Genomic DNA, 21,915 nt, shown 5'->3' on the forward strand with positions numbered 1-21,915 from the left:
GGGTGCAACACAATCCCAAATCATCAATCACTATCAAAAGCACAATCACTGTTAATTAAAAATTTACATTTCAAGCCCTTTTGTCAGTTTATTTAAAGTTTATTTATCTATTGTTGTAGTTAATAAGTATATGATTAACGTTTTTTGATTCTCTGAATAAAAAATAGTCAACGATAAATATGGTTTATATATGGGCTTATTGAAGCAGTGGCGTAAACAAAATAAATTTTGGCAATCTATTAATAATAGTTATGTACAGTTAAAACGACAGGTACGTATTGCCAAACTCCCCTCTAAACCTTATCAGCAATTCCAAATGATGTGTGAAAACTACACTTGTGCTCGCATGTCTAAACAATTCGATAATATCCCTGATTTTGCTGAACGCCCTTTAAATAAGTATTTACATCGCGAGTGGAATGGGAAGCAGAAGTTACTCACCGCTAGCCATACCTTAGAGCAGATAGAAAAAACATTCACACTTGAGGCCATTAAAGAGATGTTCTCAACAGAACGTCAAGGTCTTAAAGTTGCAGATATTGAATTAAAATCAGGTGATTATGCGCAGTTAAGACTCGTATATTCTCAATATCCTCGAGAGGGTGACCTGACCTTACACCTGCTTAATGAAATGGGTGACGATATCTATTTAATGAGCTTTTCGTTTGGAACGGAAGGGCAACTTTATATTTGCTCTCTGCAAGGACCTTCAACAGAACAGAGCACCGAGCAAGTTAAATCAATTACTAAGCAAATGCATGGCATGCGCCCTAAAAACCTATTGATGTCATCTATTTATGCTGTTGCCGCTTTTTTCCATTGCACATCAATAATGGGTATTTCAAATAACTGCCACATCAAACGTCAGCATCTCAAGTCAAGCTATGACCACTTTTGGCAAGAGTGTAATGGTGTTATTTCCGCTGACGGTTGGTATCACTTGCCTTTAACTGAACCCGTTCGCGATATTGAATCGGTAAAAAGCCAGCATCGCTCCGCATTTCGTAAGCGCGAGGCATTAAGAGAGGCAATGTACCAAAGTGTTTTAGGCTCATTGGCCGCATACTCAGTTTCCTCAAATCGTAATACGAAAACACTCAATTAAAAAAAAGCCAGCCAACAATTGGGTTGACTGGCTTATCTCATGTTTTAAATGGTATACAGCATCCTGCAAAAAACGACTTCCTGCCGTTCGACATCCTGTCTTCTGTAAACAGTTTAGTGAGTCACCTCACTTAGCCATCCTTGACCGCTGTTCTACTGGTAGAAAACGAAAACCCTGTCTTCACACAGCCAATTAAGAATGTATTAAAAACACTAATGAAACAACCTAGTAAAACAAACTAAATAATCGCTGTAAAACTTGAGTTTCTTTAATTGATAGTAACTACATGAAATTAAATATTAAATAATACCGATTTAGATAAATGAGGAAATTTAAAGCGTATTTCCTAATTAATTTGTAAGTTATTTCCTACAAATTCTATCTATAGCTACTTACGCTAATGGCTCTACCACTGGCGATAACTGCTGAATAAAATGGATAAGATCAGGTGCCAATACTTGTTTTTCCTTACTGCCAAATTTTTCTAAAATAATTTCCCCTGTTAAATTACATAAAGAAATCATTTCTAAATCGGACTCTAATGTGGCTATAAACAGTGTGGGGGATAGTTTTAAACGCTTCTGGGTCACTAGGTGCCCAATTAAATTTTCTTGTAACCGTATAAAATCATCCTCATTCCACACTTGCACTAGATTCAGCGTATGACCTTGGAACTGCGCTTTCATATCTCCAGCTAATTGAGTTGTGTAAAAAGGATGGATCATCGGCTGTAATTCAATATCGAGTGCAGTCGCCACTTTATTTAAATTTTTATCTTGTAAAGAAAATGATTGAGGCTCCCAATAAACCCAATTTTCACCTGTACGAACGATACAAGGTGAAGGAACCCCATATAGATCGCTAGAAGCAGGCGGTAAGCCTGTTTGTGCCATCCATTTGCTCACATATTGTTCGGTAAACTGAGTCAGTGCTTCAGAGACTGTTATATTCATAATTATTTCATTGTCTAATGATTGGATTTAATTGAAATAGCGGTAATATCACTAATAAGTGATATTATGACAGAAGTTAACCAATGAATGAATTGCTCTTATTTTTAGCTGCTTATAGTAGGTCGCTATCTCAGTAAATGAAGTTTAAGGATCAACATGTCACAATATCAAAATAACCCAGCGCTGGATAAACTGACTCTCGGAAAAAAAACGGCCTATTATGATCAATATGATCCGAGCCTGCTTCAAGCGGTTCCTCGTAGTCTAAATAGAGATCCATTGAATATTCATGCGGGTAACCTCCCCTTTCATGGTGCTGATATTTGGACCTTATATGAGCTTTCTTGGCTAAATAATAAAGGTGTACCGCAAGTGGCTATTGGCTCAGTGCATGTTGATGCGCGAAGTGAGAATTTGATCGAATCAAAAAGCTTCAAGCTCTACCTGAATAGTTTTAACCAAACTCGCTTTGAAACTTGGGAAAATGTGCGAAGCGTTTTGCAAAACGACCTCTGCAATTGTGCTAATGGGGAAGTTAGCGTTACACTCCATAAACTAAATGAATTTTCACAGTGTGCGATTAGCCCATTCGACGGGATCTGTATCGATGAACTCGATATTGAAATTAATCACTATGAATTTAATCGTGATTACCTAACAAATTGCACAGAAAATGAACTTGTGGAAGAAACACTGGTTAGCCACTTATTAAAATCAAATTGTTTGATTACTAACCAGCCCGACTGGGGTTCAGTACAAATTCATTATCGTGGCCCTAAGATTAACCGTGAAGCTCTGCTACGTTATTTAGTCTCTTTCCGCCATCATAATGAGTTTCATGAGCAATGTGTCGAACGTATTTTTAATGATATAACGCAATTGTGTAAACCCGAAAAACTCAGTGTTTACGCGCGCTATACTCGCCGAGGTGGTCTCGATATCAACCCATGGCGTAGCAATACACAATTTACGCCCGACGTAGGACGTTTAGCACGGCAATAAGTACTTTAAGTTCATTGTTATATTTTTATATCAAGATCCCTTTGGGATAAAGGAGAGTTACTTGATTACTCATATCAGTCCATTAGGATCCATGGATCTACTATCTCAACTTGAAGTTGATATGTTAAAGCGCACTGCTAGCAGCCATCTTTATCGGCTATTTCGAAACTGCTCATTAGCGGTTTTGAATTCAGGAAGCTTAACAGATAACAGTAAAGATTTATTGGATAAGCATACTGACTTTGATATCAACGTATTACGCCGTGAACGTGGCGTAAAACTAGAGCTCATCAATCCACCTCAAGATGCTTTTGTCGATGGTAAAATCATCCGCTCTATACAAGCAAACCTGTTTGCTGTCCTACGTGATATCCTCTTCGTTCATGCGCAAATTATCTACGCAGAACAAAAACTGCAATTAGATTTGGAAAATGGCGCGCACCTGACTAACATCATTTTCTCTATACTACGTAACGCTCGCACACTTCATCTTGATGAAGATCCCAGCATGATCGTTTGCTGGGGCGGCCACTCAATCAATGAAACTGAGTACCTTTATGGCCGAAAAGTCGGTAACGAACTTGGTTTAAGAGAGCTGAATATCTGTACGGGGTGTGGGCCAGGCGCTATGGAAGCACCAATGAAAGGTGCGGCGGTTGGTCACGCTCAACAACGTTATAAAAATAGCCGTTTTATTGGCTTAACAGAGCCGTCTATCATTGCCGCTGAGCCACCGAATCCATTGGTGAATGAGTTGGTTATTATGCCTGATATCGAAAAACGTCTTGAAGCGTTTGTACGGCTAGCGCATGGCATTATTATTTTCCCAGGTGGTGTGGGTACCGCAGAAGAACTACTCTATTTATTAGGTATCTTGATGGATCCTGAAAATAGTGCACAGGTTCTCCCTTTGGTGTTAACGGGGCCAAAAGAAAGTGCAGAATACTTCGCTGTACTTGATGACTTTATTCGTCATACCCTTGGTGATGAGGCAAGTAAACACTACCAAATTATCATTGATGATCCCCAAGAGGTGGCTCGTGTTATGAAAAAACACATGCCTCTAGTAAAAGATAATCGCCGTAGTACAGGTGATGCGTATAGCTTTAACTGGTCAATCAAAATCAGCCCAGAGCTACAGCATCCTTTCGAGCCAACCCATGAAAACATGGCATCTTTGAACTTACACCCAGGTCAATCACCAGAGAAACTGGCATCCGACCTGCGTAGAGCGTTCTCTGGTATCGTGGCAGGTAACGTGAAAGAAGTTGGAATGAAAGCTATCGAACAGCATGGACCATTTAAAATTCATGGAGATAAAGAGATCATGCAACGCATGGATACTCTGCTAAGAGGCTTTGTAAGCCAACATCGTATGAAGCTCCCAGGCGGGACTGCCTATGAGCCTTGCTATGAAATTGTGAAATAAATGGATAAAAGCCAAGGATGGCAAAAACATGATGATCCACTTACTTATTATTGATGCACTTAATTTAATTCGTCGCATACATGCGGTACAAGGTAGCCCTTGTGGTGACAGCTGTATATCCGCTGTATTGCAGCTGATTTCGCATACCTCTCCCACCCATATCGTTGCGGTATTTGATGAAGAAGGTAGGCATAATAGCTGGCGGCATGAAAAGTTACCTGACTATAAAGCGGGCCGACAACCCATGCCTGATAATTTACAGGCTGAGCTCCCGACATTAATCAACCAGTTTGAATCCAAAGGTATTCATTGTTGGCAATCACATGGGGATGAGGCCGATGATCTTGCGGCCACCTTAGCAAAAAAAATCGCCGATGCTGGACAAACCGTCACCATAGTGTCGACCGATAAAGGCTATTGCCAATTACTCTCCCCCGCCATTCGCATCCGTGATTATTTTCAAAAACGTTGGCTAGATGTCCCATTTATTGAGAAAGAATTTGGCGTACAGCCACACCAACTACCTGATTACTGGGGATTAGCGGGCATTAGTAGCAGTAAAGTCCCCGGCGTTACAGGGATTGGAGCGAAAAGCGCCACATTACTTTTACAGCAGTATCACTCAATTGAAAATTTATTTGCTAACTTAGAGAATGTTGACGAGAAATGGCGAAAAAAACTCATTGGCCAGCTCGATATTGCCACAACTTGCCGTGATATTGCGACATTAAGAACGGATATCGCATTACAAGGCAACCTAAACCAACTACGTTATCAGATTAAATCATCTTCATAAAAAACTGCACCTTACTTCGCCATTTATCAGCGTTTGGGGTGCAGTGATAAGTGAGGTGACCCGTCTAATGTTTAATCACGTATTGGCGCATAAGCCGACCAAATTCGCTGAACATGTACGGTGATCTCCTCACGGTCATGGTAAAGCTGTTTTGCTTGAATACGGACATTAATGCCTTGCTCTTTTAACTGAGTAAACATTTTATCCAGAATATGAGAAACTTCCTCATAACGTTTCTTCATTGGCAATTTTAAGTTGAAAATGGTTTCTCGGCACCAACCTTCTAATAACCAATGCGTCATTAACGCAGCAACTTTTGCAGGTTTTTCAACCATATCACAGACTAACCAAGTGATATTTTTGGTATTTGGCTCGAATTTAAACCCATCAACCTGATGATGCCTAACCTGCCCTGTATCCATCAAACTTTGTGCCATCGGGCCGTTATCCACGGCATGTACCATCATACTTCGCTTAACTAATTGATACGTCCAACCACCAGGACATGCACCAAGGTCAACCGCATTCATACCACTCGCTAAACGCTCTTCCCACTCATCATAGGGAATAAAGACATGGAACGCTTCTTCTAGCTTCAACGTTGAACGGCTAGGCGCATCCGATGGGAATTTAAGACGCGGAATCCCCATATAAAATGGGGAAGTATTCGAACTATATGAATAGCCTGTATAGCAGCAACCAGGCGCAATAAAGAAAACATGAATAATAGGACGTTTAAAGTTTTCTTTAGCCAGCAAAATTTTTTCTTTACGCAGTGCATTACGCAAAGGCACTGTAAACTTACGGCAAAACTTCAGTAGCTCTTTGCTTTCGTTAGTATCAGCAACTTCAACACGAAGATCACCAGCCCGCTCCACCTGCTGGCTGAGTACACTTACAATCGGTGAAATGCGATCTTCAGGAGGCAAATCTTTCAGCAATTCGCCAACCACAAACATTTGACGTGCAAAAATCAATTCACGAAAAGGCAGCTCACGGGCAAGTTTATCGGCATCTTCAGCCTGATAACACTCAAAAATAACATAGCCGCTATTTTCTTTGACTCGAGCAAAACCAAAAACGTCTTTTTGCCCTGCTTTATCTGTAATTTCTGCCGCACACTCTTTTTCAAATCCAGGACGACAATATAATGCAATTTTATTACTCATGGCGTAACGCCGGTTTCCTTAGACGCATAGCGCCGATAACGACCAACAGCCAGCCAATAAGAAAACAAACTCCCCCTACTGGCGTAAAATAGGAAAAGTATTTTACCTGTAACAAGGCCATACAATAAAGGCTACCACTAAAAAGAAGTATGCCTACAGCAAAAAAAACACCACACCAGTAAAACCAAAGGATCACTTTGCGTAATAAAATAGCCCCCAGTACCATTAAGGCGACTGTGTGTAGCATTTGATAACGCAAACCAATTTCAATCCATTCCATCTGATGGGCACTCATAATCGATGACAGTGCGTGAGTACCAATAGCACCAAAGGCCACCGTAAAAAACCCACTAATCCCAGCAAAAATTAACATCAAACGACTATTCACAGTAACACCTTTTATTTACTATAACCGAAATAACCCCAGTCGCCTTAAGATGACCTAATAACATTCCTATACATTCAATCAACTGAGTGCCGTTTTCACTATGCAACTAACTACAATTTGAAGAATAATGGGCATGTATAATTACTAAATAAGTGCAATATCTTGATCACCTGTAATAAAACCCAATTTTTCTTGTTCGCTTGCCGCTTGAGCCAAAATCCATTGACGAAATGCGGCTATTTTACCTAAATCAGCTTGGTTTTCCTGACACACAAGGTAAAACGCATTTTTGCTCACCAAAACTTCGCTAAATGGGCAAACTAAACGACCTGCGTCTATTTCATTTTTAGCCATAACATTATTCGTTAATGCCACACCCTGCCCGTGAACGGCAGCCTGAATGACCATCGCACTGTGACTAAAAATAGGCCCTTGTTGGACATTAATAACATTATGCAATTCTAATTGGCGAACATAAGCTTGCCAATCCCGACGAGAAGAATCATGCAATAAAGTATGATTCACCAAATCTTCGGGTTGCTTTAATGGATATTGTCCGGTCAATAATACCGGAGAACAAACCGGCATTAAATATTCAGCATATAATCTGTCTGTTCTAAGCCCAGACCAATTCCCTCGTCCATAGAAAATAGCGACATCAACATCATCGGCTAATTTATCTTCTTCTCGATCAACTGCTTGAATCCGCACATCGATCCCTGGATATGCTTGGTTAAAACTAGAAAGACGAGGCACAAGCCATTGTATCGCAAAGCTAGGAGATAAACTGACTGTTAGTGCCCCTTTGGCGCTACGTGCCTGTAATTTCCTTGTAGCCTCATTGATAGAGGAGAATATTTCTTTAATATCAAGGTAGTAGCTTTGCCCCTCTTCCGTTAATAGCAAAGAGCGATTACGGCGGCGAAATAATTTCAACCCAAGGAAATCTTCCAAGCTTTTCATTTGGTGGCTAACAGCAGCTTGGGTTACAAACAACTCTTCTGCCGCTTTAGTAAAACTTAAATGACGAGCGGCTGCATCAAATACTCTTAACGCATTAAGTGGCGGTAATCTTTTAGACATAATCACTTCTACTCGACAGGGTTATATGCATTAGTTTTTTTCATCCGAAGCATTATAAATTGTCCATTGAGGATACGCCAGTAAATACCTATAGTATGCGCACTTCCTAAGCCGGAACGAAAAGTTACAGAGTTTGGTTACTTTGAAACTTTTGGCTTTGTGGTTGTGATGTTGTGTTTGCAAGTTGTCTGGGAATGCCAGACTTTGTAGCTTTAGCTACTGTTTTTTCACTTCCTGTACATTTACCCTGTCTGTCCATAGTGATTTTTGTGATGCACCGCCTAAGTTGCGGTGCTTTTTTTGCAGACAAGCAAAAGAAAAAATCTAAAAAAGACAACGTGTAAACAAGTTTACAGAAAATCTTCATCGTTAGATATTTAAGATTAATCTTGAAGTTAACGTAATGAGATATCTCGTCACCAATAATGATAAAAGAAAAGTGATTGCAATCTGTCGCAAAAGACATAATCATTCCAAAATACTTTCTAAATTTCTCGCACCATCACGGGTCACCATCAAAAATTAACACAATAAAAAGTGCAGCGCGTAAATTTAAAAAGTATTAACAACGTCGGTTAAAAAAACACATATTCAGACAAAGAACACATACAATGGATCATTTTTCTGCCAAGCAGTTTCGAGAACAATTTCCCGCTATCCAGTCTCATACCGTTCACTTAGATAGTGCCGCGACAGCCTTAAAACCAATCTCCATGTCTCAAGCCTCAAATGACTACTATCTCCACTCTGGTAGTTCGGTTTATCGCGGGCAATCTCCTGAATCATTGAAAATAACTCAAAATTACGAACAAGGCCGAGTACGTGTTGCGAAATTGATTAACGCAGAAGATGAAAACACAATTATTTGGACACGCGGCACCACAGAATCAATTAATCTTATTGCGCAAAGCTATTTTAGGCATCATTTAAAGCCTAATGATGAAATTATTGTCAGCGAATTAGAACACCATTCAAATTTACTGCCTTGGCTAATCCTCGCTCAGCAAACGGGCGCAAAAATAATCAAATGGCCGATCAATCAAGACCAAACTCTACATATTGAGAAATTGAAGCAATTGCTTACCCCTAATAGCAAAGTGATTGCTATCACTCAAATGTCAAACGTAACAGGCTATCAACCGGATTTAACAGCGATTACTTCACTGGCACATAAGGCAGGTGCTCTCGTTGTCGTTGATGGCGCACAAGGCGTTGTACATAGCCCAATGGATGTTTGTGCCATGGATATCGACTTTTATGCTTTCTCCGCTCACAAACTTTATGGGCCGACTGGCCTAGGGGTTTGTTACGGTAAACCTAATTTACTGGCAGCAATGTCTCCTTGGCACGGCGGCGGAAAAATGCTGTCAGAAGTCAGTTTTGACCACTTTACCCCTGCTCCTATTCCCCATTGTTTTGAGGCTGGTACACCGAATATTGCTGGGGTCATCGCTTTTTCAGCGACGCTGGATTGGTTATCTGAAATCGATTTACACCACCGTGAAGCGCATTGCTGCTCATTGATAAATTATGCCCATGAGCAACTGAAGTCACTCCCAGGATTTACTTGCTACAGCGAACCCAATACCCCTTTGCTTTCCTTCAATTTTGACGGCATACACCATAGTGATTTGGGCCTATTATTGACTGAACAAAAAATTGCATTACGCTATGGGCAACATTGTGCGCAACCATTAATGGATGCGCTCGATATTAGAGGCTGCTTACGTATTTCTGTCATGCCATACAATAATCTGCAAGATATTGATAAATTTATTAATGCGCTAAAGTTTGCACTCTCAATACTGAATGATGAATAAGGAAGCCTAATGACTTCAATAACACCAACATTTGCGCCGCATCCTTTTGGAACAGAACTGAAAATTGAGGCAATAGTAGAGCAATTTTCAACACAAAAGGCGTGGGAAGATAAATATCGTTCACTCATCCAACTTGCTCGCCAATTACCAACGCTGACTGAAGAACAGAAACAACACACTCAGGAAGTGAAAGGATGTGAAAATAGAGTTTGGATTGGCGCGAGATTGAATGACGACAACACCTTCCATTTTTACGGTGATAGTGAAGGACGCGTCGTTAAAGGGTTGTTTGCGATTTTATTAGCGGCGGTAGAACACAAAACCAGTCAAGAAATCCTTGCTATCGATTTTAAAGAGATCCTCAATAGCACCGGGTTGTCTGGTCAGTTAAGCGAATCACGACAAAATGGAATAGCCGCATTAATCACGACTATCCGTAATTTTGCTAGCGAAATGACACCTACCGAATAATGCACTAGAGGCTATTGCTATAGCCTCAGTTGTTTGCTCTATTTTCTCGCTCTAATTTTGCAACCATCTTTTTAAGCGCATGTGAAACAGCAATAAATCCAAAACTTGCCGTGACCATTGTTGCCGCGCCAAAGCCTGAGGCGCAATCCATTCTTTTGGAACCGTCGGCAGTACTCTTAGCAGCACAGACTGAGCCATCACTTTGTGGATAGACTAATTGTTCCGTTGAAAAGACACAATCTATGCCTAATTTACCTTTGCTATTTTTAACCACATTAAAATCAGATTTTAAACGTTCCCGTAATTTAGCCGCGAGCGGGTCTTGAATGGTTTTTGCCAAATCGGTTACTTGAATTTGCGTTGGATCGATCTGTCCGCCAGCGCCTCCCGTCGTGATGACAGGAATTTTATAACGACGGCAATAGGCTAACAACGCCGCTTTAGGCCTGACACTATCAATCGCATCAATCACATAATCAAACCCAGTCGAGAGCAATTCTGCCACATTGTCTACCGTCACAAAATCATCAACAATATTCACTGTACATTCAGGGTTGATTTCGAGCAGCCTAGCTTGCATCACTGAAACTTTTGGCTGACCAATCGTTGATTTTAGGGCATGCAACTGGCGATTAGTGTTAGTGACACAGATATCGTCCATGTCAATCAGCGTAATCGCGCCTATTCCAGTTCGAGCCAAGGCTTCAGCAGCCCAAACCCCTACCCCTCCAACGCCAATAACACAAACATGGGAGCGGGCAAAAAGCGATAATGCATGTTGTCCATAAAGGCGCCCGATCCCAGCAAAGCGCTGCATCCAAGCATCTGAAAGCTTAGTTTGCATAGTCAATAACAACCTTAATAACTACTTGCTACCGAACAGTGGCTGGCTCTTTTTCAAGACCCACACTCTTCCGTAATGATTATAATAACCGGCCATTTTTCCTGCCTCATGGCCTGTTCCATGATAAATATCGAAGTGATGACCTTTAATCGCACCACCAACATCTAAGGCAATCATCATACGCATTTCATAGCGTCCCGTAAATTTACCTGTGTTATCAAGTACTGGAATCTCTGCCAACAGCGCTGTGCCTGGGGGGATAAGGGTTTTATCTGAAGCAACTGACGCTTTAGCGATTAACGGAACCGCGCTCGCTCCTCTGACTGGCACAAATGATTGTGGCTTAAAGAAGACAAAAGAAGTATTTTCCTCAAGCAATTGGCGCACTTCTTGTTCGCTATGACTATTGGCCCAATCATGGATGGCTTGCAGTGACATTTTTTCTAGGGGTACTTCACCGCGGTCAACAAGCACTTTACCAATACTCTTATAAGCATGGCCATTTTTACCTGCATAACCAAAGAAATTCAAAGGGCTACCATCGCCAAAGTCAACATAACCGCTACCTTGAACTTCCATCATAAAATTATCGATAGCAGAATTACTGTAAGCTAAAATTAAATTGTCACTTAAAGCGCCATTATAAATCGCGGCTCGACTTGGTAAGCGTTTTTTCCCCTTTGGCGGCATTCCATACAAGGGATGCTGAAAAGCGCCCTGCTTTGTGCGGCGCGCTTCAATAACTGGGGTGTAATACCCTGTAAATTGTACGTTGCCATAATTATCGACACCTTCCATTTGGAATGCCGTTAAATTGAAATTAGTCAGCTTTTTCGGGTCTCCCCCTGCCATTAACCAATTTTCGATAGCATGGTAGGTGTCATTGTTATTTTGAAATAAACGCGGCGATGCATTTTTGATTTCATAAACTTGCTGACTAAAATCGTGTGAATTGATAGGGCGTCCTTGAACATTCAGTTGACTGACTTGCTGAAGGTCTTGATTTAAACGTCCATCTTTATATTGCTGTCCTTTGTCTGTCGGATGAGACTGACAGCCAACAAGCAAAGTAACAAGCGCACTTGCTATACACCACTTTTTCCATAATTTCATATGATATCGCCCACATCAATCCAATATGAAGCGCACAATAGCAAACCCCAATAAATAATGAAACGGCTAATCATATATATACTCATGGTCGCTAGAATGGTTTCAACCTAATTTCCCAAAAATGCTACTGAACACAGGCTCTATCGGCATCGTGAATTCATTTTATTGTCGATAAATTATCCAGTTAAACGTTTTTAAGTAGAACCTTAGACAAAACCCATTACGACTTCAATGATTGCCCCTAACGATTAAAAAAACACCACAATGATGATATTTTGTTCTATCCGTGCTGGATTTTGAAAAAAAAACACAAAAAAACTTGCATCAGGTCTCATCCCGAGTATAGTGCCCGCTATCGGACGCGGGGTGGAGCAGCTTGGTAGCTCGTCGGGCTCATAACCCGAAGGTCGTCGGTTCAAATCCGGCCCCCGCAACCAATAAAAAATCAGCATCAAAAATATTTCAGGCGCGGGATGGAGCAGCCTGGTAGCTCGTCGGGCTCATAACCCGAAGGTCGTCGGTTCAAATCCGGCTCCCGCAACCAATATCCCCTGTTATATTGACCTCTTCAGTCGCGGGGTGGAGCAGCTTGGTAGCTCGTCGGGCTCATAACCCGAAGGTCGTCGGTTCAAATCCGGCCCCCGCAACCACTTGTTATACTTCCCTTATCTTCCCAAACCTACCATGAAAGAAAAAAGGTGACTCACTTTTCAGTTCATCACCCTACACTATTTAAAATTTTGCAATACAGAAACTAATTTCTAATCGCTAACTCACCACCATTACGGAAATAAGCTTTAATTCCTTGAAAAATAGACTCTGCCATTTGTTGCTGGAACTTAGCTGTTTTCAGCTTACGCTCTTCTTCCAAATTACTAATGAAAGCCGTTTCCACGAGAATTGATGGGATCTCTGGTGCTTTTAGTACCGCAAAACCCGCCTGATCGACTTTGTTTTTATGCAGTCGATTGACTTTCCCCATACGTTTTAAAACTTCATCGCCGAACTTCAAGCTATCATTAATTGTTGCAGTTTGAACTAAGTCGAGCATTGTATGATCCAGATACGCATCACCACTTTTGCTAACACCACCAATTAAATCGGCCTCATTCTGAGTTTGCGCAAGGTAACGTGCAGTATTACTTGTCGCCCCTTTCGTCGATAGTGCGAATACAGAAGAACCATGAGCAGAGCGATTCGTGAAAGCATCCGCGTGAATAGACACAAACAGGTCTGCTTGCATTTTACGAGCCTTAGCGACCCTAACTTTCAATGGAATAAACACATCTTCATTACGGGTCATATAGGCACGCATTTTAGGATCTTTATCAATCAACGCCTTCAAACGCCGTGCAATTTGTAACACAACATCTTTTTCGCGTGTTTTATATTTGCCCATCGCTCCGGGGTCTTCACCGCCGTGCCCTGGGTCAATCATAATGATAATTGGGCGATCAGTTCCTGCTTTACCGGGCTTTTTGGCCTGAGCAGGCATTTTTTCTTCTAAGTCACCTTTATTATAATCCTCTAGCAAAGCCAACAGAGGGTCATCGGATGTTTCCACACCTTGCCCTGGATAAAAATCCATCACTAAACGGTTTTTAAACTCGGCAACAGGCCCCATCGTGAAGATCTGTGGACTAACCTTATTTTTTACTTCAAAAACGAGACGTACAGTTTTCGGGTCAAACTGCCCCACTCTAACGAGTTTAAGGTAGGGGTCTCGCGATTGAATCTGAGTTCCCATTTGCTTCAGGATGTTATTCAGTTGTACCCCTTCGAGATCAATCACTATGCGCTCAGGGTTATGCAATACCAACTGACGATATTTTAATGGAGCATTAGATTCTAGCGTTACGCGCGTATAACTTGATGCCGGCCATATACGCACCGCAATAACATTTGTATTCGCAGCGAAACCAAATGGGCTGACACTAAGTAACATAACCGCAGCCGCCCCCTGTATAAGGCGACGTTTAGATGGACAGTGATCTTGGTGACTCATCAATAATTCCGAACCTAAAACTGAATATCAGGTGATTTTAGAATAAAAGCCAAATTGAGGCCAGAAACATAAACTCTAGCGAATCATTCGCATGCTGTCATCAAGAATACACATTTAAATATAGAGATATGTAAACTCAAATAATAAAAATGTTACAAGTCTTGTTCTATCTTTTACTTGATATTTATCGCCAAAAAGAATAAAAATACATTAATAGCGAATAAAAATTCAATTATGAGGATGGTTATGAAAGAGCGCAGCACCGAGCTGGTTGATGAGTTTCGCCATTCGGTACCTTATATTAATGCCCACCGCGGCAAAACATTTATTATTATGCTTGGCGGAGAAGCAATTGCGCATGAAAATTTTCCAAGTATTGTCAATGACATAGGTTTATTACATAGCCTTGGCATCCGCATTGTTGTTGTTTACGGCGCTCGCCCTCAGATTGAGAACATCTTGGCTGAACACAATTATGAAGCGGTTTATCATAAACATACTCGGGTGACAGATTCGAATACACTTGAATATGTGAAACAAGCTTCAGGCGCTTTATTACTTGATATCACTGCTCGTTTATCGATGAGTCTTAGCAATACTCCTTTACAAGGCGCTCACATCAACGTTGTCAGTGGAAACTTTGTCATCGCCCAACCGCTTGGTGTCGATGACGGTATTGATTATTGTCATAGTGGTCGTATTCGTCGTATCGATGAAGATGCTATCAATAAGCAACTTGATAATGGTTCTATTGTATTAATTGGGCCAGTTGCAGTTTCTGTAACAGGAGAAAGTTTTAATCTCACCTCAGAAGAAATCGCAACTCAGCTTGCAGTCAAAATGAAAGCAGAAAAATTAATAGGATTTTGCTCTTCGCAAGGGGTTGCCGATAAAGAAGGGAATATTCTATCTGAATTATTTCCCAATGAGGCAGAAAATAGGATCCAAGAACTGGAAGCTGAAGGCGATTATTATTCAGGAACAGTGCGTTTTTTACGTGGCGCAGCGAAAGCCTGTCGCCGTGGTGTGCGTCGTAGTCATTTGCTCAGCTACCAAGAAAATGGTTCTTTGATTCAAGAGCTGTTTTCACGCGATGGTATCGGTACTCAAATCGTCATGGAAAGTGCAGAGCAAATTCGCCGCGCCAATATTAACGACATTGGTGGTATTCTTGAATTAATCCGCCCACTAGAACAACAAGGTATTTTAGTTAGGCGTTCAAGAGAACAACTCGAAATGGAAATCGATAAATTTACCATCATTGAACGAGATAATTTAGTCATTGCTTGTGCAGCACTCTATCCTTACCCAGAAGAAAAACTGGGTGAAATGGCCTGTGTCGCAGTACATCCTGACTATCGTAGTTCTTCGCGGGGAGAAGAACTGCTACACCGTATAGCGCTACAAGCTAAGCAAATAGGATTAGAAAAATTATTTGTGCTAACGACGCGTAGCATTCATTGGTTTCAAGAAAGAGGCTTTATTCCTGCTGAGATTGAAATGTTGCCATTGAAAAAACAAGCTTTATATAACTACCAACGCCGCTCAAAAATTTTAATGTTAGATTTAAAAGCGCCTACCGACAAATAACGCAAGCCAAACTAACCTGATCCTTTATTGAGATCAGGTTAGTTATTCAATAAATCAGCTTAAGCAATTTGGACTACTCGTGATTTCTGGCAAAGTGGCGTACTGTCGATAATGGGCTGTAGCAATGCTGACATTTCGGCAAAGGATGAACCATAGAAGTAGAAAGCGGTTTCAGTCGGCCCTTCCCATACCCCATGGATAGCACCAATATCTTCGACAGCCTCATCCATTTTGTCGAAAATATCATTGATATCACTATTCTCATAAACTTCATCAGGCAATTCAGTGCCATTTAAATAGAGTGCTAAGCCTTCTTCATCACCAAATTCAATTACCGTATCTTCTCCATGCACAATCAATCGAGAACCTTTTGGCGCTAACATAGACGAGAACAATTGAATTATCAGACTGATATTTTCGTCGTTAGCCTCAGCCACAGAAAGCTCGATATCACATTCTTCAATTTCACCGCTGTCTGAAAGTAAAGTACCACCTCCAGTCACCTGAATATCTTTATTCATCCCCTGCATGACTTGTGTAAATGCATCTTCTAAATCAGCACGTCTTTCCGGCTCGATTCTCGCTTTCAGTGTTACCGTTAACGCCGTCATAGTTGGCTGGTTATCCATATTATTACCTTTTGCATTTAAGTCTGATTTACGTAGCCACAGCTACTGCTTGTGACTCTATTTTACATTCATTAATTGTATTGCTAAACCACTACGCCGTTTTGTTGGCGTTTCAATAGCTCGACGTAAAATTTTCATATTGCAATACAAAGAAAGCGTTTTTTTAGCTCGCGTTATCGCGGTGTACACCAGTTCACGAGTCACTACTGGTGAATATACCTTCGGTAATACTAATGCGGTATGGGCGAATTCTGAACCTTGAGATTTATGCACCGTCATAGCATATGCCGTTTCATGTAGAGGTAATCGATTAGGCTGAATGCCTTTAATCGAACCATCTGGATACTGAAAGTAAGCTCTAAGAGCCCCTTCCTCATCGGGCAATATTATGCCTATATCACCATTAAATAACCCTAGCGGGCTATCATTTCGGCTAATCATAATTGGCCGTCCTGCATAGTGTTTATTGGTCTGATTAAATGGCCGATAAATAAGCCCTTGACGATGCAGTAGCTTTTCCAGCTTTTCATTTATTCCGATCACACCATAAGGCCCATCTCTTAAAGCGGTAAGTAAGCGGAATTGATTAAATTTAAACAATATCTCTGCTGGGTCATGAGCGGCTTTCACTGATAAGAGGTAATCTTGATAAAACTTCGCAGCGTCCATTAACATCTGAGCGTAATCGTCTTCACTTTCCTGTCCATAGGTCTGCACATCATTGAAGGAACTATTTAAGACTTTCTCAGCGCGCTTCACATCCCCTTCATTAACCGCAAACGCAAGCTGCCCTATGCCAGAAGAGGCAGAAAACCGATAACTTTTACGCAATAAGCACAGACTATTTCTGATAAAAGGTCCGTCCTCAGAGACAAAATGCGCCAGTGAATAGCCCGTCAGATCGCTAAGTTCTTGCGCTCTTTGGGGGCTATAACCACAATCAGCAAACTGACAGATATCACCGAGTATTGCCCCCGCCTCGACTGAAGCTAGCTGGTCTTTATCACCTAAAAAAATTAATTTTGCATGAGAAGGTAAAGCTTCGATGAGTTTTCCCATCATAGGTAAATCTACCATTGAAGCTTCATCCACAATTAAGATATCTAATGATAATAAATTATCGCTATGATAGCGGAATTGCTGGCTTTCCGGCTGAGCCCCTAATAGTCTATGTAACGTCTTAGCTTGATTAGGGAGCATGCCTCGTTCTTCATCACTTAATGATAAACCGTCCAGAGCAGCGCCTAATGACTCAGTCAAACGAGCAGCCGCTTTACCTGTTGGGGCAGCTAATTCAATTTGAACATTGTGTTTATTCTCAACAGCAAGTTTCACTAATGCCGCAAGAATTCGAGCAACCGTTGTTGTTTTGCCCGTACCGGGCCCACCAGATATAACCGACACTTGGCTGGTCACAGCCACCGCAGCTGCAATTTTTTGCCAATCTATCTCACGACTGTGAGGGAAAAGCGCATCTAAAATTGATTTAAGATGCAATGAATCATATTGCGCGAATACAGTCTGTGAAAAGTACCTAGAGACACAACGTTCGTATTGCCATAACCGCTGAAAATAGAGAAATTCACCTGATAATATTAAAGGTGATGGCTGGTTTTCATCCGCTAAAGTAATAAAAGGTGCGTTCTTAACTGCTTGATAAATTGTTTCTTGATCAGGCTTTCCTATTGCACACCAAAATTCATGAGCTAATTCAGGATGACGTCCAGCAAATATCTTTTCCAAACTGACGTCTGCTAAGGATAAACAAACATGCCCCGTCATCGTTTCTGCACTTAATAATGCAGTAATAAAAAGTAATATTGGGCTGCGTTCTTCTGTGATGTTATAGGCAAATTGAATATCAAGAGGCGTAAACAAACGAGCTTCGATCGCTTTATTGAACAGCGCTTTCATCATGATGTGCTCCCTTCTTGTACATTGAGAAATAGCTGATCAAATGCATCTATAAATTCAGGCTCAGGTCGATAGTAAAAAATACCGTTATTTGACTCAGCCTTATCAATACCGCGTAAGAAGAGATAATAAACACCGCCAAAATGGATATCGTACTGATAGTTAGGCACCCGTTGTTTTAGATAACGATGTAATGCTAATGAGTACAATTGATATTGGAGATCATAACGATGATCTATCATGGCCTCGACCATCGCCGATTGCGTATAACAACTGGCATCCCCTCCAAGGTAATTTGATTTATAATCAAGTAGATAAAATTTACCATTCCACAAAAATGTTAAATCAATAAAACCTTTTAAAATGCCCTGTACTTCTTCAAAACTCAGTGGAGGGCAAGCAGCAGATATAGGATCATATTGATGAGTAACGCGGTCAACGGCTTGGGGGTCTAATAACTTATCTATAGGTAAATAAAATTGCATCTCATCGAGCATATCTTGAGGCGCTAAAGCGGATAAACATAGGCCATCTTCCGCAAGTGGCGCCTGAACAATCGCCATTAACCACTCCTGTAGCATTTCAGCCCATTGCGTATCAAAGCCCGATATTTGAAGCTTTTCCTGCAACCACTCTAGAGGAACGTCTTTTGAAAACTCAATTTCTTCCATTAATTCATGCAGAAATGTTCCGGGTGCGGTCCCTTTAGGGAATTGGTGTGGTGTTAAAATGTGCTCATCCGCTAAGGGTAAAGTGGTATCGATACTGACTTCAATATCCATCTTTGGTGCAAGCGAACTTGCCAACTGCTCTGCACTAATTACTTGCTCACTCTCACCGTAAGACCTGCGATAATTTAACCCCGAATAACTCGTGACTCTCCAGTGATCATCAAAGAAGCGCGTCACATTTCTTGCTGATAGCGCCTCTGAGTCACCTTGATTCAACGCTAGCGAAATTGGCTCTATTTGTTCAATTCGCTCAACATTAATCACTGTATTCGTTAATTCTGCTAGCCCTTTATCGAGCAAAGTAAAATCACCCGCTTCACTTTTTTGAATTAAATAGCCTAAAGCCGATAAATGCAGGTCAGTTTCTCCACTTTTCTTACGGTTGCCTTTGATGATTGGTGCAATACCTACGCTACAATGATAAATCGCTCGAGTTAAGGCGACATAGAGTAATCGTAGATCCTCCGCTAAACGTTCTTCATCTGCCAAAGCAATGTTTTCTTCGTTGTCCGCAAGGTCTAAACGTGTCCGATAATTATCCCTATCATGATAAAGCGCCTTTGATTGAGGTAAGAAATTACTGGCAAAAGGCAACCAAACTATTGGGTATTCAAGCCCTTTCGATTTATGAATAGTACTAATTTGAACAAGGTGTTTATCACTTTCTAAACGCATTTGCTGCGCGTTAGATTGATGGTCAGGATCTGCTATTTGCTGAGTTAGCCAACGAACCAATGTATGCTCCCCTTCGAGTTGAAGAGACATTTCTTGCAGCAACTCACCAATATGCATAAAGTCCATTAGACGTCGTTCACCGTCAACTGAAGAAAGAAAAGTTTCAGCAATATGGCGTTCAGACATTAACACCCTAAGCATCGGTAGAACGCCCTGCTTACGCCAGATAATGGAATATCGGGTAAATTCATCAACTAAAGCTTCCCACGCTTTTTCATCATAGTTGAGAGTATCAATTTCTTTAGCGTTTAATCCTAATGTGCCTGTCGCTAATGCACTACGTAAAACACGCTCTTTCTCAGGTGACAATACGGCCTGAAGGATCCACAGTAAGTCTCGTGCTTCTTGGGTTGAAAACACACTCTCTCGATTCGATTGAAAAACAGATGGGATACTAAGCTGGTTTAAGGCATCGCGTATTAACATTGCCTCGCGCCGACTTCTTACCAGTACCGTAATATCAGCAGCAGAGACGGGTATTTCTTTCCCATCTTGCTGCTGAAAAACGGCGGTTCCCTTCAAGCCACCTTGTAATAGCTGGCTAATCTGTGCGGCACATTGTGCGGCCATCGTGTGTTCATAATCAGCAATAGAAACGGCTTCAGCATTAATTTGCCAAAAAGTTAGCGCTTTTACTGCCTCACCATTATGACAAAGCATCTTACCAGCGTTTCTTTCTGCAAAATTGACGGGATTAAATGGAATTTGTTCAAAAATAAACGGATTGTCACAATAGCTAAAAACATGATTAACCGCTTCCACCATATGTTGTGATGAACGATGGTTAGTTTCTAATGTGTAATGGGCATTGACCTGTTTTTTCGCTTCAATATAAGTAAAAATATCAGCACCACGAAATGCATATATCGCTTGCTTTGGATCACCGATAAACAGCAATGCGCTATTTTCGACACCACCATAAATTCGTTGAAAAATACGATATTGTTGGGGATCTGTGTCCTGAAATTCATCAATCATTGCCACGGGATAACGTTGGCTAATTGCTTCTGCTAAATATTTTCCACCTTGCTGCTTTAGTGCGCTGTCTAAACGAGTAAGTAAATCATCAAACCCCATCTCCCCACGATGATGTTTTTCCTGAATAATATTTTGTCTCACTTCAGTTATTGCCAGTGGGATGATCAAGTCTTTAATTGTTAATGATTGGGAAAGTAGCTCGTCGATACGCGCAAAAACGGCGTGCTCTGGCCCTGAACCACTTTTTGATTTCTCATGCAAAACTGCTTGAGAAAAACGCACAATTTCTTTTGGTAATTGATAATCCTGAGTTTCCTCTTCCGCCCAACGCAGCATTTTTTCTAACCAGCTAGGTAAAAAACGAGAGCTATAGCTCCGCTTATCAACATCTGAATTAGAGATAAGCCGTTCAAATTCAGAACAATTCGCTAGCCATAACGACTTCACCTGAATGATCAGCTCAATTAAGCGTTGATGGCGCTCTTCAAACGTTTCCGTACGCTGCTGTTCGTTAACGATATCGGGCATATCACCCTGTAAAAAAGGTTTAATTTCCGCCAGCAGTGCTTCAGGGCTATTCCATTGCGACAAAACAACCTTCGTCATTGAATAATCTAGCGGGTAAAAATGTCGTCGCCAAAAGTCTGCACAAGCTTGCTTTTGAATCGGAAGTTCATCTTGGATCATGGTTTGTTCGAATAAAACCCCTGATTCAAAAGCATTATGCACCAACATTCTTTGGCAAAATCCATGAATGGTATAAATCGCCGCCTCATCCATTTGGCGTTCAGCTGTCAGCAACCAACTAATCGCAAACTCTCGTTGCTCTGGTGTCGTAATTTGTGAAAGCAACTCTAAATATTCAGGTTCTTTTTCAAAACCAACGCCATTACGAATACAAGCAAGACGCATTTTATGGATTCGCTCACGGATACGTCCTCGTAGTTCATTAGTGGCAGCTTCTGTAAAGGTAACAACTAGGATTTCTTCTACAGTAAGGGGCCGAGAGAAGGCATTCTCTCGACCTAACCCTAATAATAAACGCAGATAGAGGATCCCTATCGTATAGGTTTTACCTGTACCCGCCGATGCCTCAATTAACCGCTGCCCTTGTAAGGGTAGGGAAAAAGCATCTAACAGTTGGGAACTTATCTGCATTT

18 protein-coding genes and 3 tRNA genes are annotated in these 21,915 nt (G+C 41.2%); 10 read left to right on the forward strand and 11 right to left on the reverse strand.

The window, feature by feature from the left end; translation table 11 throughout:
• Positions 1-190: 190 nt before the first annotated feature.
• Positions 191-1,105 carry a VirK/YbjX family protein gene (locus ACWPW6_RS14755; RefSeq protein ID WP_196713512.1) on the forward strand — a complete coding sequence of 305 codons (915 nt, stop codon included), beginning with the start codon at positions 191-193 and terminating at the stop codon, positions 1,103-1,105.
• A 392-nt stretch (positions 1,106-1,497) separates the two neighbouring features.
• Here ACWPW6_RS14755 and syd read toward each other — a convergent pair whose 3' ends face one another.
• Entirely contained in the window at positions 1,498-2,058 is a 561-nt protein-coding gene (gene syd, locus ACWPW6_RS14760; RefSeq protein WP_154623744.1) for a SecY-interacting protein, read from the reverse strand.
• A gap of 156 nt (positions 2,059-2,214) precedes the next feature.
• On the opposite strand from syd, the gene queF reads away from it, so the two are divergent.
• From queF to xni, 3 genes are all read left to right on the forward strand, one after another.
• Positions 2,215-3,060, forward strand: a complete 846-nt coding sequence (queF, locus tag ACWPW6_RS14765; RefSeq protein WP_249999254.1) for an NADPH-dependent 7-cyano-7-deazaguanine reductase QueF — start codon at positions 2,215-2,217, stop codon at positions 3,058-3,060.
• Between the two features lie 61 nt (positions 3,061-3,121).
• A complete protein-coding gene (gene ppnN / locus ACWPW6_RS14770) occupies positions 3,122-4,489 on the forward strand; it encodes a nucleotide 5'-monophosphate nucleosidase PpnN (RefSeq protein ID WP_154622487.1) in 1,368 nt (455 codons plus the stop codon).
• 31 nt (positions 4,490-4,520) lie between these two features.
• Entirely contained in the window at positions 4,521-5,285 is a 765-nt protein-coding gene (gene xni, locus ACWPW6_RS14775) for a flap endonuclease Xni (protein ID WP_247046717.1), read from the forward strand.
• 71 nt (positions 5,286-5,356) lie between these two features.
• Here xni and rlmM read toward each other — a convergent pair whose 3' ends face one another.
• The 4 genes from rlmM to ACWPW6_RS14795 form a co-directional block, all read right to left on the reverse strand.
• Complete coding sequence (gene rlmM, locus ACWPW6_RS14780; RefSeq protein ID WP_154622488.1) at positions 5,357-6,454, reverse strand: 23S rRNA (cytidine(2498)-2'-O)-methyltransferase RlmM; 1,098 nt, start codon at positions 6,452-6,454, stop codon at positions 5,357-5,359.
• Positions 6,447-6,842: a DUF423 domain-containing protein gene (locus tag ACWPW6_RS14785; RefSeq protein ID WP_163862859.1), complete on the reverse strand. Its 396-nt coding sequence runs from the start codon at positions 6,840-6,842 to the stop codon at positions 6,447-6,449. The genes rlmM and ACWPW6_RS14785 overlap by 8 nt, the downstream gene beginning before the upstream one ends.
• Before the next feature lie 144 nt (positions 6,843-6,986).
• Positions 6,987-7,925, reverse strand: coding sequence for a transcriptional regulator GcvA (locus ACWPW6_RS14790; protein ID WP_154622489.1), 939 nt, complete (start codon positions 7,923-7,925; stop codon positions 6,987-6,989).
• A 124-nt stretch (positions 7,926-8,049) separates the two neighbouring features.
• Entirely contained in the window at positions 8,050-8,391 is a 342-nt protein-coding gene (locus ACWPW6_RS14795) for a hypothetical protein (protein WP_454209918.1), read from the reverse strand.
• Positions 8,392-8,536: 145 nt separating this feature from the next.
• On the opposite strand from ACWPW6_RS14795, the gene csdA reads away from it, so the two are divergent.
• Together csdA and csdE are read left to right on the forward strand one after the other, a co-directional pair.
• A complete protein-coding gene (gene csdA, locus ACWPW6_RS14800; RefSeq protein WP_249999256.1) occupies positions 8,537-9,745 on the forward strand; it encodes a cysteine desulfurase CsdA in 1,209 nt (402 codons plus the stop codon).
• Between the two features lie 9 nt (positions 9,746-9,754).
• A complete protein-coding gene (gene csdE, locus ACWPW6_RS14805; RefSeq protein ID WP_154622491.1) occupies positions 9,755-10,216 on the forward strand; it encodes a cysteine desulfurase sulfur acceptor subunit CsdE in 462 nt (153 codons plus the stop codon).
• A gap of 25 nt (positions 10,217-10,241) precedes the next feature.
• Here the strand turns inward: csdE and tcdA are convergent, their stop codons facing one another.
• Both tcdA and mltA read right to left on the reverse strand, forming a co-directional pair.
• Positions 10,242-11,060: a tRNA cyclic N6-threonylcarbamoyladenosine(37) synthase TcdA gene (gene tcdA, locus ACWPW6_RS14810; protein ID WP_154622492.1), complete on the reverse strand. Its 819-nt coding sequence runs from the start codon at positions 11,058-11,060 to the stop codon at positions 10,242-10,244.
• 21 nt (positions 11,061-11,081) lie between these two features.
• Entirely contained in the window at positions 11,082-12,173 is a 1,092-nt protein-coding gene (gene mltA / locus ACWPW6_RS14815) for a murein transglycosylase A (protein ID WP_154622493.1), read from the reverse strand.
• Positions 12,174-12,533: 360 nt separating this feature from the next.
• Between mltA and ACWPW6_RS14820 the strand changes: the two genes are divergently transcribed.
• The 3 genes from ACWPW6_RS14820 (at position 12,534) to ACWPW6_RS14830 (ending at position 12,823) form a co-directional block, all read left to right on the forward strand.
• Positions 12,534-12,610 (forward strand) — tRNA-Met (locus tag ACWPW6_RS14820).
• Between the two features lie 30 nt (positions 12,611-12,640).
• A tRNA-Met gene (locus tag ACWPW6_RS14825) sits at positions 12,641-12,717 on the forward strand.
• Between the two features lie 29 nt (positions 12,718-12,746).
• Positions 12,747-12,823, forward strand: a tRNA-Met gene (locus tag ACWPW6_RS14830).
• 104 nt (positions 12,824-12,927) lie between these two features.
• On the opposite strand, the gene amiC is transcribed toward ACWPW6_RS14830, so the two are convergent.
• Positions 12,928-14,178 (reverse strand): N-acetylmuramoyl-L-alanine amidase AmiC, encoded by a 1,251-nt coding sequence (gene amiC, locus ACWPW6_RS14835; protein WP_154622494.1) that lies wholly within the window; start codon positions 14,176-14,178, stop codon positions 12,928-12,930.
• Positions 14,179-14,424: 246 nt separating this feature from the next.
• Between amiC and argA the strand changes: the two genes are divergently transcribed.
• Positions 14,425-15,768, forward strand: coding sequence for an amino-acid N-acetyltransferase (gene argA, locus ACWPW6_RS14840; RefSeq protein ID WP_154622495.1), 1,344 nt, complete (start codon positions 14,425-14,427; stop codon positions 15,766-15,768).
• Positions 15,769-15,827: 59 nt separating this feature from the next.
• On the opposite strand, the gene ACWPW6_RS14845 is transcribed toward argA, so the two are convergent.
• Genes ACWPW6_RS14845 through recB form a run of 3 tightly spaced genes read right to left on the reverse strand, consistent with a single transcriptional unit; the run spans position 15,828 to position 21,913 of the window.
• Positions 15,828-16,397 (reverse strand): hypothetical protein, encoded by a 570-nt coding sequence (locus tag ACWPW6_RS14845; RefSeq protein WP_154622496.1) that lies wholly within the window; start codon positions 16,395-16,397, stop codon positions 15,828-15,830.
• A 57-nt stretch (positions 16,398-16,454) separates the two neighbouring features.
• A complete protein-coding gene (gene recD / locus ACWPW6_RS14850) occupies positions 16,455-18,311 on the reverse strand; it encodes an exodeoxyribonuclease V subunit alpha (protein WP_250000526.1) in 1,857 nt (618 codons plus the stop codon).
• A complete protein-coding gene (recB, locus tag ACWPW6_RS14855; RefSeq protein WP_249999258.1) occupies positions 18,311-21,913 on the reverse strand; it encodes an exodeoxyribonuclease V subunit beta in 3,603 nt (1,200 codons plus the stop codon). Before recB ends, recD begins: the two co-directional genes overlap by 1 nt.
• Between the last annotated feature and the right edge of the window lie 2 nt (positions 21,914-21,915).

Source organism: Providencia sp. Marseille-Q8014 (genome assembly GCF_965112055.1).

What these genes read in the sequence shown, in the direction of transcription:
- recB (WP_249999258.1), bottom strand. Translation starts at nt 21,913, where the DNA reads ATGCAGATAAGTTCCCAACTGTTAGATGCTTTTTCCCTACCCTTACAA.
- recD (WP_250000526.1), bottom strand. Translation starts at nt 18,311, where the DNA reads ATGAAAGCGCTGTTCAATAAAGCGATCGAAGCTCGTTTGTTTACGCCT.
- csdA (WP_249999256.1), top strand. Translation starts at nt 8,537, where the DNA reads ATGGATCATTTTTCTGCCAAGCAGTTTCGAGAACAATTTCCCGCTATC.
- ACWPW6_RS14790 (WP_154622489.1), bottom strand. Translation starts at nt 7,925, where the DNA reads ATGTCTAAAAGATTACCGCCACTTAATGCGTTAAGAGTATTTGATGCA.
- csdE (WP_154622491.1), top strand. Translation starts at nt 9,755, where the DNA reads ATGACTTCAATAACACCAACATTTGCGCCGCATCCTTTTGGAACAGAA.
- mltA (WP_154622493.1), bottom strand. Translation starts at nt 12,173, where the DNA reads ATGAAATTATGGAAAAAGTGGTGTATAGCAAGTGCGCTTGTTACTTTG.
- ACWPW6_RS14845 (WP_154622496.1), bottom strand. Translation starts at nt 16,397, where the DNA reads ATGGATAACCAGCCAACTATGACGGCGTTAACGGTAACACTGAAAGCG.
- syd (WP_154623744.1), bottom strand. Translation starts at nt 2,058, where the DNA reads ATGAATATAACAGTCTCTGAAGCACTGACTCAGTTTACCGAACAATAT.
- rlmM (WP_154622488.1), bottom strand. Translation starts at nt 6,454, where the DNA reads ATGAGTAATAAAATTGCATTATATTGTCGTCCTGGATTTGAAAAAGAG.
- xni (WP_247046717.1), top strand. Translation starts at nt 4,521, where the DNA reads ATGATCCACTTACTTATTATTGATGCACTTAATTTAATTCGTCGCATA.
- argA (WP_154622495.1), top strand. Translation starts at nt 14,425, where the DNA reads ATGAAAGAGCGCAGCACCGAGCTGGTTGATGAGTTTCGCCATTCGGTA.
- ACWPW6_RS14755 (WP_196713512.1), top strand. Translation starts at nt 191, where the DNA reads ATGGGCTTATTGAAGCAGTGGCGTAAACAAAATAAATTTTGGCAATCT.
- amiC (WP_154622494.1), bottom strand. Translation starts at nt 14,178, where the DNA reads ATGAGTCACCAAGATCACTGTCCATCTAAACGTCGCCTTATACAGGGG.
- tcdA (WP_154622492.1), bottom strand. Translation starts at nt 11,060, where the DNA reads ATGCAAACTAAGCTTTCAGATGCTTGGATGCAGCGCTTTGCTGGGATC.
- queF (WP_249999254.1), top strand. Translation starts at nt 2,215, where the DNA reads ATGTCACAATATCAAAATAACCCAGCGCTGGATAAACTGACTCTCGGA.
- ACWPW6_RS14795 (WP_454209918.1), bottom strand. Translation starts at nt 8,391, where the DNA reads ATGTCTTTTGCGACAGATTGCAATCACTTTTCTTTTATCATTATTGGT.